Source organism: Bifidobacterium scaligerum (assembly GCF_002802865.1).
GTDB lineage: Bacteria > Actinomycetota > Actinomycetes > Actinomycetales > Bifidobacteriaceae > Bifidobacterium > Bifidobacterium scaligerum.
This window is the reverse complement of sequence record NZ_PGLQ01000001.1, coordinates 210,322-223,848: the sequence shown is the minus strand read 5'-3', so window position 1 is coordinate 223,848 and position 13,527 is coordinate 210,322. Positions and strand designations below refer to the sequence as shown.

General features: G+C 57.7%; 7 protein-coding genes and 1 pseudogene. 1 reads left to right on the top strand and 7 read right to left on the bottom strand.

Annotated elements, in window-relative coordinates; translation table 11 throughout:
• Window positions 1-301: 301 nt before the first annotated feature.
• The 7 genes and pseudogenes from CUU80_RS00850 to CUU80_RS00820 form a co-directional block, all read right to left on the bottom strand.
• On the bottom strand, window positions 302-1,648 hold the full coding sequence (locus tag CUU80_RS00850; protein ID WP_243388582.1) for a tyrosine-type recombinase/integrase: 1,347 nt from the start codon (window positions 1,646-1,648) through the stop codon (window positions 302-304).
• Between the two features lie 346 nt (window positions 1,649-1,994).
• Entirely contained in the window at window positions 1,995-2,732 is a 738-nt protein-coding gene (locus tag CUU80_RS10915; protein ID WP_243388581.1) for a hypothetical protein, read from the bottom strand.
• The gene (locus CUU80_RS10910; RefSeq protein WP_243388580.1) at window positions 2,729-3,433 is read right to left on the bottom strand and encodes a helix-turn-helix domain-containing protein; all 705 of its coding nucleotides are present in this window, start codon (window positions 3,431-3,433) and stop codon (window positions 2,729-2,731) included. Before CUU80_RS10910 ends, CUU80_RS10915 begins: the two co-directional genes overlap by 4 nt.
• A 92-nt stretch (window positions 3,434-3,525) precedes the next feature.
• Window positions 3,526-4,770: a tyrosine-type recombinase/integrase gene (locus CUU80_RS00835; RefSeq protein WP_100495469.1), complete on the bottom strand. Its 1,245-nt coding sequence runs from the start codon at window positions 4,768-4,770 to the stop codon at window positions 3,526-3,528.
• A 410-nt stretch (window positions 4,771-5,180) separates the two neighbouring features.
• Window positions 5,181-9,305 (bottom strand): annotated as a pseudogene (locus tag CUU80_RS00830) (Lhr family ATP-dependent helicase); the annotation flags it as partial.
• Between the two features lie 116 nt (window positions 9,306-9,421).
• The gene (locus tag CUU80_RS00825; RefSeq protein WP_100495468.1) at window positions 9,422-10,384 is read right to left on the bottom strand and encodes a ribokinase; all 963 of its coding nucleotides are present in this window, start codon (window positions 10,382-10,384) and stop codon (window positions 9,422-9,424) included.
• A gap of 180 nt (window positions 10,385-10,564) precedes the next feature.
• A complete protein-coding gene (locus tag CUU80_RS00820) occupies window positions 10,565-11,761 on the bottom strand; it encodes an MFS transporter (RefSeq protein WP_165775773.1) in 1,197 nt (398 codons plus the stop codon).
• Window positions 11,762-11,984: 223 nt separating this feature from the next.
• On the opposite strand from CUU80_RS00820, the gene CUU80_RS00815 reads away from it, so the two are divergent.
• A complete protein-coding gene (locus CUU80_RS00815) occupies window positions 11,985-13,400 on the top strand; it encodes a DUF4153 domain-containing protein (RefSeq protein WP_100495467.1) in 1,416 nt (471 codons plus the stop codon).
• The last annotated feature ends 127 nt before the right edge of the window (window positions 13,401-13,527 follow it).

The following is a 13,527-nucleotide window of genomic DNA, read 5'->3' as shown; positions in this document are numbered from 1 at the left end:
TGCCGTGGAGACGGATTCCCATTGGCTTGTGGAACCAGCTCCTGCAGGAGGAGCGCCTGACGTCACCAACGATACGAGAATCAACACAGAGGCAATTACTTTCATGACTGTCCTTTCCGTGATGTGCAGTATCGCATAATCACGAGGTTCGTTGACCCACCATCAATGTTTTGTCATCTATCGCATGACATTCCCTGGAGCCATCGGATTCTGACCTCATCAATGGTCGTGTTCGTGTAGACGTGGGGTCCGTCAAATCAATCGGACGCCCACGCCTGCTCGCTACTTTCTTGATGGATGGTTATTCGTCCATGAATTCCTGAGCCAGACGGTCGACGATCTGGCTCTGATGCTCCACTACGGTGAGCTGATAATACCGTATGGCGACTTTCTCACTGGTGTGTCCCAGCTCGTTCATGACTTCACGAAGTGTTCCCCCTCGCAGCATCAGCAATGTCGCGTGGCTTGCCCGCAGTCCCTGAAATGTCAGATCAGGCCGCCCTGCTTTCACGCGAGCTTTGGCGAATTGCTCCTCCAAAGTGGTTTGGGACATTATCCTCGCCCTTCGTGGGACGAATACCGGTGAATCCGGCAGGCGCATGTCGCAGTAGTCATGAAGATGCTGACGAATCATCGACATGAGGGCATCTGGTATATGCACGTTCCTTATGCTCGACTCCGTTTTCGTTCTGCTATACCGGATTTCTCCACGATCCATACTGCCGCGGTTTACGGAGTGTCGGACATGCAACGTCTGACCATCAAGATCTATATCTTTGACACGAAGACCGCATAATTCCCCGCATCGCAGCCCTCCGACCAAGGTCGAGAGGAAGACCGACAACCTTGTGTATTCCGGCATGGCCTCCGCCAGTAGCATCAGTTCACGAGGAGTCACCGGAGACACATCGATACGCGACGATCGCGGCGCAGGCGGTATGGGGAAAATGAATGGATTGAATTGGAGCAATGGTGCCGTTCCGTCCAGCCCGGGCTTTGTCGCGGATTCGAGAATCGCCTTGAAGCGCATGCAGGAACGGCGAAAGGCCCATTGCCCTTCTGGATGCGGTTTGTCATACCATGCCTTGATTTTCAAGGGTGTGATTTCCGAGAGGCGGAGCGACTCAAAATCCGTGATGAAATGCCGGATGTCTAATTTGAGGTTCCTGCGTGTTCCTCCGGCTATCTCTCCGCCATTCGGGAGCTTGTAGTTTGATTCCCATTGCGCCACATAATCGCGGAACAGGATATGACGCTGTTCCTGTTCCCTGAACTCCTGCAGCTTGTCTTTTTTCCGTTGAGTCGGGTGCTTCCATTCAGCTATGCCCTTATTGTGCAGATCTACCAGATGTTTCTCTTCTTCGAGCCATGTTCTGGCATCTAGTTCTTGCCAAGGTTTGAACTGCCGTTGCACTCGTTTCCCCGGGGCAAGCGGGTTCGGGTAGCGAACTTGCCAGGCAATGATTCCTCCGTTCTCGTCAAAACGTGGTATGACCGTTCCCCATGCGCTTCGAGGCCTTGCTGTTTGGTTTTTCTTGGGACGCCTATTCCTGGGCATGAAATCCCCCTTGATAGCAAAAAGGCGCACCGTGTGTGCGCCTTTCGGGAGATTGAAGTCAAATGATGCCGGAGAGGAGGAGTTCGCCATGTGCATGTCATCTTGAGATGACATACACATGCAAATGGTCTCTTTGAGGCCATTCATTGTCTGTGTCGATAAGCTCTATCCGCATAAAACGAAAAGAGAAGCAGAAAAAATAAGAACCGTAATGACTGACGATTCTTGAGGTCTTACAGCAGGCAGATGCCAAATGAAGCACGCTCGATCGCATTAGACCAATATCGCGTCAGCGATATGCACGCAGACGCTCAATACTTCATCTTTGAATGTCGAGTATTTGGCCGTGCTCTGTCGCGAGGGAACAGGACGTTTTTCAAACTACGTGATTCAGGATGTCATGCCCCGTATATGCAACTTGCTGACAGGATGCCCGTCACCAGGTGGCGAGTGTTTCGATAGCGTCCAGTCCATCCTGACGATGTGATTCATCAAGGTTGTCCCAGTAAGGTGAATCCTCGGTGAGCTTGTCGTGCAGGAGTTTGATGCGTCTGCGATCGGTGTTGCTGTGCAGGCGCATGAGTTCAGCGTCAGGGTCAGGGATGAGCGACGCAAGCATGGCGGCGTCGTAGAGGTGGCGGTCACCGTAGCCGGCGTGGTCGGCGCTGTAGGCCGCGCTCTTGAGTATCAGCGCGCCGAGCAGGTCCGGGATACGGATTGTGACTTCGGTGCCGCTTTGGTCGTCGATGAGTCCGACCTGCATGCTGCGTTCCACGGCCTGAGCGCCGCCCGGCATGGACAGCACCGGCGTACCGGCGATGGTCGCGTCAGTCCCGAGGAACTTGGGCAGGTGATCGGCGACCAACAGATCCACGACGTCACCGTTCGGCGCACTCATGCGTGTCGTGTATCCGGTCAGCGTGCCCGGTTGCGTCTCGAACCCGCGGGCGGCGAGGATGCTGCGCAGCCTAGCGATGCCGCGTCGGTCGGCCATGAGGTCGGCGAGCAGGTCGGCGTCGGTGGTGGGGCGCGCTGTCAATCCTCCCATGATGGCGTGCAGTTGGACCATGAGCCCGCCCGTGAGCAGCCATGATTCCGGGATGTTCGCCGCGGCGACCGCGTACACGGTGCTCCATGGATGGCCCGTGTTGGGGATGCGGGTTGTCGGAATCATGCCTGATGCTCCTTGCGATGATATTCGTCGATCAGCTGTTGAAGGGTTTCCAGACCGGCGCGGCGTTCTCTCGGGTCGTTGGATTCGGCCAGGTCGGCCGCACATACGCCGAGAGGCATAGGGCCCTCACCGGCGGGAAGACCGTCGGTGACATGGAGCCGTACCCGGACCGGAGTCGCGCCTTGCTTCAACCGGCATTGCCGAATGGCGTCGTTCAGAGCATCGGCGGTGACGTAGCCTTCCACCACGTCTGTGGCGGTCAATTGGAACGAGGCGGCCAATGCTCCGGTGGCGGCGGAGGGACGGATGAGGGTTTCGACCTTGGCGAGGTTGGAATCCCTGCACCAGTATTCGACCGTCGTCGCACGCCTGCGCGCGAGACGGGTCAGATTCTCCGCATCCATCTGCCTCAGGTATCCCCTGAGCCGGTATCGCTGCTGCCGGCCCAGCCATGGCGCGTCGAGCCCGCTGAGCATGTATAGCGCCCCGAACGCCATGTCTGGTGAATAAGGACGCCCATCCGCACCCTGCCACTGTGCTTGGCGACGTACGGAATCCTCCGTAATCAGCGAGCCGCCTCCCACGGAAAGAGATTCAAGCCGGCCAGCAGCGCGAAGCGCGCTGACCCGTCGCTCGCTCACTCCGAGCCTACGGGCGGCTTCCCGCCGTGTGAGCAGCGTCCGATTCGTTCTGATAGCCATATTCCTATTGTATACAGAACTATTCCAGATTGGGAATAGTTCTGTATACACCGGGCAACAGGGCGTCTCAATCCGTATTCGTCTGCATGTGGTCATTGCGCTGCTTTGATGAAGTCTTCGGCGAGTTGGTTGACGATCTGGTTGCGGTGTCGGGCGACGATGCGCTGGTAGTGCTTGATGGCGACCTTCTCGCTGACGTGACCGAGTTCGTCCATGACTTCCCGCAGGGTGCCGCCCTTGAGCATGAGCAGGGTCGCGTGACTCGCCCTCAGGGATTGGAAGGTCAGGTCGGGGCGGCCGGCTTTCTCCCTGGCTTTGCGGAACTGGGCCTCCAAAGTGGTCTGGCTCATCACCGAGGCTCGTCTGGGACGGAAGACCATGGCTTCCGGGTCCGTCCATTCGCAGTGCCTGAGCAGATGGTCGTGAATCAGGGGAACGAGCCCGTCGGGGATGGGCACGGTGCGCCGGCTGGAGTCGGTCTTGGTCCTGGCGATGCGTGTCGAACCGCGATCCGCATAGCCCCTGTTGACGGAATGGCGCACGGTCAGGCGTTTGGCCTTCAGGTCGATGTCCTTGACCTGCAGGCCGCACAGCTCGCCGCAACGGAGGCCTCCGACGAGCGTGGCGAGTATCACCGCCAGTCTCGTGTAGTCGGGCATATTCTCCGCGATCAGCTTGAGTTCCAGCGGCGTGACCGGCGGAACGTCCTCCCTGGCGGATCGCGGCGCCGGCGGTATGGGCAGAATGAACGGGTTGTCACGGATCAGCGGCGGGGAGCCGTCCATACTCATCTTCGTGGCGCTGGCGAACGCCGCCTTCAGGCGCATGCATGAGCGACGGAACGCCCATTGCCCCTCAGGGTGCGGCGCATCGTACCAGCGTTTGATGTCCTTCGGCGTGATCTCGGTCAGAAGCTTGCCCTTGAAGCCCGGCATGAAGTGCGCGATGTCGAGATACAGGTTCCGGCGCGTGCCGCCGGCTATCCTCTCGCCGTTCGGCAGCCGGTATCCTTCCGCCCACCGGGTCACGTAATCCTCGAACGAGATAAGGCTCGCGCGCTTCCTGCGGCGGCGTTCTGACGGATGGACCCATTCCTGGATGTTCTTGCGATCCAGTTCCACCAGATGCCGTTCCTCTTCGAGCCACTGGTGCGCCTCGTGCTCCATGTCCGGCTTGAACTGGCGCTGGACCTTCTTGCCCGGTCGTTTCGGGTCCGGGTACCGCACCTGCCAGGCGACGAGATTGCCTGCGGTATCGTAGCGCGGCGTCACGGTGCCGAACCTGCTCCGCCGTCCCGGCGACGGCCCCATACTGTCCTTCTTCGTCCTCGCGGACATGATGATGCTCCTTGTGCTGAATCCAAGATCGATGGCATGGCATAACGGCCTCGGAAAAATGCCACCAAAAATGCCACCAAGTGGCCGAATACGCTCTCAGTGAGCCATTGCACCTAAAAATGCACCTCTAGTGCCTTAGGCCTTGCAATCATTGAGGTTTAGGCTGATTCGATCACTCGTCACAGGTCGTTTCGACCATCAGCCGCATGAAGATGACGATAAGGAGCAACACTGCTTGCGTGTCTATTGGAAGAAAGCGGGAACCGTTGCTATGATTGATTTTGTAAGTAATGAAGGTAAATTTATTTGCCCCCGGAGTGGTGGAGATGGACCTGTACGACGCTGGGCTGTATCCCCCTTACTGATCCGTCGATCGCGGCGTCGTACAGCTCATTGTCAACACGCATGCCGGCCGCATCGGCGTTATCGATCTCTGAGACGTCCGCAGCCACCAACGACCATAAACCGGACAACGTCGTGTCTGTGACCGTACGCCGAATCGGCGCAATCCTTCCGCGTCTGCGCACGACCGTAGTCTTACGACGGCTCCCCTGCCCTGCCGCTATTACGGCGCGGAGCGGAACAAAACTCGAATTGGTGACCATCCCTTGCCAGACGAGACTCCATAGAGCATCCTTGTACTGCTGTTCGCTCCATTCTTGCGGAACGATCTCTCCTGTATTCAGATTGATATCTGGTTCAGCGGTCTCGTTCCAAATGCGTTTCGCAGCGTCCATAAGCTGACGAGCATGGAATGCGCCTCCGGATCGTAAAGCCCTGAGAATCGATTCAGGCATGGTGGTCGATGATGCCGAAGCAGAAGCATCAGACTTCCGCACCGCATGTAAGCCGGTGAGCAATATGGAGTCCGACGGATGAAATGCCACTTCTCCGGCTTCCAACGCACCGGAGGCACCCGTTTTGGAACCGATCCATACCACGTCGCCCGATGCGAGTAATTCATCCAGCAACGCCGGCCGGTAATCTCGTACACGCGCTGGGAACACAGCCGATTCCCAGAGCGAGGCCGGCAATGCTACACCCTCCAATTGCTCGATGACGCGCATAAGCCCGTCCACACCTTCATATCGCTCTCCGCCCACCGGCCCTACGCCTTGCCGATCGAGCAGAAACGTCTGGTATACGTTCGGCTCCACCGGTTTGATGGCTTTTCGCGCCTTGGACAGCGAACGCGAACGGATACGTCGGAACACCTCCTTGTGCAACCACTGCTCAACAGGCTGTCCGATAGCATGTGCGGTAGATTGCTCGCCAGCATCGACGAAATGGCCATGCAATAGCTCTCCCCGGGCAGCAAGGTCGTCCAAGGCATGCACGGCGTCCGTGGCATTGATGCCGAGGTCGGTAATGAGCTGTTCGGCAACAAAGGGACCATGAGTTTTGGCATATCGAGTCACACGACCGGTCACATCATCGACTGCAAGTTCATTCCAGAAAGTGCGCTCACCCAGTTCCTGTTCGACTTCGCGGATGGCATCAGGGGCCAATATCTGGGCCATATCAGTGGTGCCAAGCAACCGCTCAAGTACCTGAGGGTCGAGCGACAGCAGTTGGCTGTTGCGTTCGGCCTGCGGCTGATCATACTGGTACATCACCGCGCCCACGAATCCAAAGAGGATGTTCTCGGCGAACGGTGAAGGCGATTCGGTTTCCACGTCCTTGACCACGATGCTTCCGGTCTGCAGTCTGGTCATCACGTCGTTCAGGGCCGGCATGTCGTAGACGTCCTGAAGGCATTCGCGTGCGGTTTCCATCAACAATGGGAAGTTCTTGGCACGGCGAGCGGACTGCAGCAATTGTGCGGCACGTAAACGTTGTTGCCAAAGCGGTACGCGACGTCCGGGATCAGAGCGCGGCATGAACAACGATCGTGCGGCACACTCTCGGAAGCGGGAGGCGAACAGCACGGACTCCCCTACTTGCCGTTCCACATCCGTTCTGAGGTCTTCAGGATCAAAAAAGAACAGATCAGTGGCGGGAATATGCCCTTCGCCGTCCGGCAGCTGAATCACGATGCCATCGTCTGCGGCGTATGCCTGACCATCGAATCCATATCGCGTGCTGAGCCTACGGCTGATGGCCATGGCCCATGGTTCATGCACTCGTCGTCCGAAAGGACTCAGGAGCACAATGCGCCAACCACCGTCCTCATCACGCGTACGTTCCACTACAAGAACGCGATCATCAGGCACCATGCCGGTGATGGCCTGCTGCTCGGAGAGCAGGCGAGCGAGATTGGCAATGGAGTTGCCGTCAAGGCCATCGTTGCGCAGACGCTGTTCGATTGCGGTATGGAATCCACCGTTCTTATCAAGACCATCTGCGGTTTCACGCAAGAATCGTCCTATGGCAAGACTGAAGCCGTAATCACGTCCAGCGCCCTCGCCGTGCCAGAAGGGCAGACGTGCGGTTCGGCCAGGAGCCGGAGTCACTACCACGCGGTCACGTGTGATCTCCTGAATCTGCCATGTGGAGGTGCCAAGCGTAATGACGTCTCCCACACGCGACTCATAGACCATCTCCTCGTCCAGTTCGCCTACGCGGCGTTGTCCTTTGCCGGCATCCGCCTCGGGAAGCACCACGGTATACAAACCTCGGTCGGGAATCGTGCCTCCGGAGGTCACCGCGATCTTCTGCGCTCCGGGACGTGCCGAAATGACGCCTTCTTCCCTGTTCCACATCAATCGTGGCCGGAACGCGGAGAAATCCTCCGTGTTGTATGCGCCGGACATCATGCCGATTACAGCGTCAAACATATCGCGCGGCAACGCCGTAAACGGTGCGGCATGACGCACCGTGGCATACCAATCGTCGGCATTGAGATTATGCATGGCCGCTGCCGCAACCGTCTGCTGAGCCAGAATGTCCAGTGGATTACGAGGAATGACGAGTGACTCAAGACGCCCTGCAGTCATCGATTCCAGCCCGGCTGCGCTGGTGACGATCTGCATTCTGGTTAACGGGTAGAACAGCGCATGCGATACCCCGCCCACCTGATGGTCGGCACGCCCTACACGCTGAAGCCCTGAGGAAATGGACAATGGCGTATCCACCTGAATCACCAGATCCACCGAGCCCATATCGATGCCGAGTTCGAGACTGGACGTGGCCACCACGCAACGCAACTCACCTCGTTTGAGCCGTTCCTCGATCATCTTGCGTCGATCTTTGGAAACCGAACCATGATGGGCCATGGCAATGACGTCATCGCCTTCATGCGAGCCGACGAGCATGGTGGTGGAACCGACCACGGCGTCATAATGCTCCGCGAAGCGTTCCCGGCCTTCTGGGGATGCGATGCCCAGCTTATCGCCGTCACATTCACCTGAGCCGGTACCGTTATCTGTCGCATGCCCCACGGCTCCGTGCCGACTTTCCGCATACATATCGTTGAGGCGCGCTGTGAGTTTTTCGGCTACACCACGCGAATTCACAAACACCAGCGTGGTGCGATGAGCGAGAATATCATCCAATATACTGCGCTCCACAACCGGCCAGATGGAACCAGACGTACGGTCGCCGCGCGCGCCGACAATCGCGGAGGAATCCGAAGCCGGTTCGACAAGTCCCTTGCGTTCGGCAAGCCGTTGCATGGCTGGTGTGACGCCACTGATATGAGCGGTGGATTGTTCGGTATCTATCCCACCCGCCCGCCTCATGACATTGACGGACTGCACATCGCGCATGTTCTCCAACGGCTCGACCATGCGTAAATCCATTGCAGGACGTCCGCCCGGATTGACGATGGTAACCGGACGATCTCCGCCAAGGAATCGTGCGGCCTCCTCGGGTGGGTTTACCGTGGCCGACAACCCGATACGTTGCAGATGGCAGTGCCTGCTGTCTGCTATGTTTCCGGCAGAGTCGCACTCCTCCCCGGCAAGGCGATCGTCACTTGCCAAAACATCCAGCGCCTCGCGTCGGCATGATTCAGCCACCAATGATTCCAATCGCTCCAGGCTGACAGCCAGATGCGCCCCGCGTTTGGTACCTGCGACAGCATGAATCTCATCGATGATCACCGTGTCTACCGTAGACAGGATCCGCCCGGCTTTCGAGGTCAGCAGCAGATACAAGGATTCGGGAGTGGTGACGAGTATATCCGGCGGGTGCGAGGCAATGCGACGACGCTCTTGCGCAGTAGTATCCCCGGACCGGATGGCGATAGTGACGGCAGGAGCCCGGACTCCGCTCGCTTCACATTGCGCAGTAATGCCCGCCAACGGCTGTTCGAGATTCTTGGCGACATCCACAGCCAAAGCCTTCAATGGAGATATGTACAACACGCGCACGCCCTTGCGGCTGCGAGTCGGACGAGGCTCGGTCATCAGCCGATCGATGGCCGAAAGAAACGCAGCGAGTGTCTTGCCGGAACCTGTAGGCGCAATGACCAGTACATTGTCACCGGAACGGATGGCGGGCCACGCCTGACTCTGCGCGTCGGTAGGCTTGCCGAAGACATGTTCGAACCACAAACGGGTAGGCTCGGCAAACAAACGCAGATTTTCGTACATATGTTCGATTATAGCGGACTAGGCGAACAATGGAGGAAACGCCTTGCAATCACAAGGGCGAATACGAAAAACTCCCCTCTGAGAGGGGAGCCAAATCCGCGACGAAGCGAAAAATATCAGCTGAAATAGCTGATGACCTCCTCCGCAGTACCATACGCCGACTGCGCACCAAGTTTGGTGGCGGCATATGCGGAAACATAGGAGCCGATTTGCGCGGATTGCAGCAATGTATATCCGGCGGCGAGACTGGCAAGCACGGTACCCATGAAGGAGTCACCGCAGCCGGTGGTGTCCACAGCGTTCACCTGCACGGCCGACACACGATGCCAACGACCATCCTCGATAACGATGGATCCGGACGCGCCAAGAGTGACGATGGCGCGATCGAACCCATAGTCAGTGAATCGAGAAACAACCTCATACCAGTCGAACTCAGCTACATCATCATCCGGAAGACCAAGCAGCTGAGCCACTTCATGCTGGTTGACAAGCAGGATATCGGTGGCCTCCACCAGCTCATGCGGCAGCTCATCCATGAACGGCGAATCGTTGAGCAACACCGTCACGCCGGCGTCGTGCGCAGTTTGCGCTGCGGCGATCACCGTAGAGATCGGACTTTCCAGGCACAGGCCAAGCACCGCGCATTCCGCAATGGTTGCACGATGCGATTGCACGTATCCAGCACTCGCCTTGGCATTGGAGCCCGGCGAATACACGATGGTGTTCTCCCCTTCGGCGCTGACCGTAATCAGCGTGGTGCCGCTAGGACCTTCGACATGCAGAATGTCAGCGGTATCGACACCGGCCTCATCCAGCTTGCTGAGCAGAAAATCAGCATTTGCGTCATCGCCCACGGCACCGAGCAGTCGCACGGACACGCCCAGCTTCGCCGCGGCGGAAGCTTGATTCGCCCCCTTGCCGCCCGGCAGCACCTTCATAGGTCCGCCGTTGACGGTTTCACCCGGCTTCGGCAGCCGCTTGGCAGTCACTGTGTAATCGGCGTTCATCGACCCTACAACAATCACCGAACCGGGCGCTTTCTTCAATACGTTCAATCGGTCCCGCACCGGCTCGGGCATCTGTTCATGATCTTCACTATTCTCCATGGGCGTCAAGCATAGTAGGCGGCGGGCCCAAAGCTGGGATCCGCCGCAACAACCATGCCGCATCAGGCCATCAAAGCCTCATGAACTTGCAAAGCCGCAGCCCACCGGAGCGACGCAAAACAGCGCAAAGCCGCACGAAGCCACACGCGCAAATCAGCCGCGCAACTTGCGCAACCGCTCGTGCATAACCGTCATCAGCACCAGGAACAGCAGCAGATACCACGGATACAGCGCGATGGTGGCATACTGCGCGATGACACCGAACACCGGAGGCATTATCAGCGAACCCATATACGCACAAGCCATCTGCACACCGACAATGGCTTGGGAATTCTCTTCGCCGAAATAATCAGGCGTGGAGTGGATGACACATGGGTAGATCGGCGCACAGCCAAGGCCCACCACCACCAGACCTATGACGACACCAAGATGATGCGGCAACGGAACCAGCATGACAACGATGCCGGCAAGCACCAGTGTCTGGCCGAGACGGATCATCGCCGGGTCAGCGAATTTCATGGTCAGGAATCCGGAGAGCGCACGGCCCACGGTGATACCTACATAGAACAAGCTGGCCCAACTGGCCGCCGTGATCCTATCGACGCCACCATGAAGCACCATATAACTGGAAGCCCACAATCCCGCCGTGGTTTCGATGGCGCAATAGCAGAAGAACATGATGAGAATCTCTTTGGCGCCTCGAATGGCGAGTACGCCGGCAACCCCCAGCGGCTTGCGTTCGGTACCTTCCTCGTGATTCACGGCACTCGCCCCATCGGCCTCAATCTCCACCGCCGTACGCCTACGAGACTTCCACAGCGGCAGACTGAGTACCAGCATTACCGTCAGGACAACTTGCAGAATGGCGATGTACCGATACCCCCACGGCCAACCTTGGCCACCCGAGAGCGCGAATCCCATAATGTACGGGCCGATCGAGGCACCCACGCCCCACATGCAGTGCAACCAGCTCATATGACGGCTTTCATAATGCACGGCCACGTAGTTGTTGAGCGCTGCATCCACACCGCCTGCCCCCAAACCATAAGGAATGGCGATGAGCATCAACACCCAATAGTTAGGAGCGACGGAAAACCCGGCCAACGCCATGGCAGTCAACGCCACGGAAACGGCGGTGACGCGCCCCGCACCAAAGCGAAGCGTCATACGATCCGAAAGCAACGCAGAGATGATGGTGAACATGGAAATCGTCGCCGAGATGCCGCCCGCCCAAGAGACCGGCACGGAAAGATCCTGGCTCATGGTGGGCCAAGCCGCGCCGAGCAGCGCATCAGGCAACCCCAAACTGATGAACGCAATATAAATCACGGCAAGCAACAGACTGGCCATAGTGATACTCCTTGGTTTTCCTATCAATCGCAAACTACGCTGTGATAACGATGTCATCAGATTACCCAATGGTCATTAACAACACGCGGACGAACATACATATCGCCGACCGCCAACATCGACCCACACCGCCGTACTGCATATCGATTTACGATATGTACAAACGGTAAAAGATTGTTTTTCGATATTCTCATATTGTTTTTCGATATATTATGATGCAGATATGACTACACCAAGCACATCACCAGTCCCCAAGCCCAAGCCAACTACCGCAAGTTGCACGATCTCCTTGCGCCAGACCTCTTCCCCCTCATTGACAAGTTCCAAACTCGCCCCAGGCCGCGCCACCGCGCTGGCAGCCGCGTCACTGGCCATACCGTTTGCCTTTGATCGACTTGTCATCGACGTTCCGCAATTCCTCTACAGCCCAGCATTCTCGGCATGGTTCCCATGGACGACGCTCTGCTTGATTATCCTCGTCATCGGGTTCGCGCTATTCGTCAAACGGGCTTGGCGCAATCCGATGTGGTGGTTCACAGGTGCTGCCACAGCCTGTTGCATCGGATGGATGTTCGCCCACAACGCCTCGCTCGCCTACCTATGGATCAATGGCACAGCACTCACGGCGAACTTCTGGTATGCGGCCATTACCGGATACACGGTGTTGCCGGCGCTGCTCATGCTCTTTCTGCAATTGTCCGGTACCGCATATCATCCTCAGCGACCAGCCGGGCTTATGGCCAATTGGATAATGGGGTGGACCGTCAACCTGTTCACTCATTGGCCGGTATTGGTCGAAACCTGTTCACGATACATTGATATGGCCATCTCCGGCGCGGGCTCCAAGCAAGGCATCCGTACCCTCGTGCGCAAAATCGGCATTGCCCTGCTCATCAGCCTGCCGATGTTCTGTCTGCTGATACCGCTGCTCATGCAGGCTGATGAGGTATTCTCCTACGGAATAACTCATCTCTTTGACCGCATCGACTTCACCCAATTGCTGGTGCATACCGCCGTGGTGCTGATTCCTGCGCCGTTCCTGTTCTCATTGCTCGCCAGTGTGGAAACCCGCACCAAGGAGCCGGAACTCCATGCACTGCGCGAGGCAGAGGCGCGCAAAGCATTCGACCCGATCATCACCATCACCGTGTTGGGACTGGTACTTGCCCTGTACGTCGTATTCTGCTCGGTCCAGTTCACTTTCCTATTTGCAGGAGCCGGACTGCCTGCCGGATATACCTATGCCTCATACGCACGACAAGGCTTCTTCCAGCTCCTGTGCGTGGCCGCGCTCAATCTCGCCGGCTTCGGGGTGGTGCTTACATTCGCCCCACGCACGAAGCCCCTGTTGGTCCTGCAAATCGGTCTTATCAGCGTAACCGGCGTGATGCTTGTTTCCGCGGCAATGCGTCTTGGCCTGTATATCAACACCTATGGCATGACTTGGCTTCGATGGCTGTCACTCACCTTCATCCCGTTGCTGGCCTTAGTGCTGATGCTTGCGCTCGTCAGGCTATTTCGCGAACGTCTGCCGCTGCTGACCGTCTCGTTCGTGCTGCTGTTGGTCTGGTGGCTTGGGTTGGGCATGACCAATCCGGACTGGGTAATTGCGGCATGGAACGCTAGACTGGGTGCATGAGCACGCCACAGCAGCCGCAGCAGCCTCCATATCCGCCATTCGATTCGCAACAGCACAGTCCAGATGAACAACGCTATGGACAATCGTCTGCCCCGTACCCCGCTCCCCCATATTACGGACAACCGTC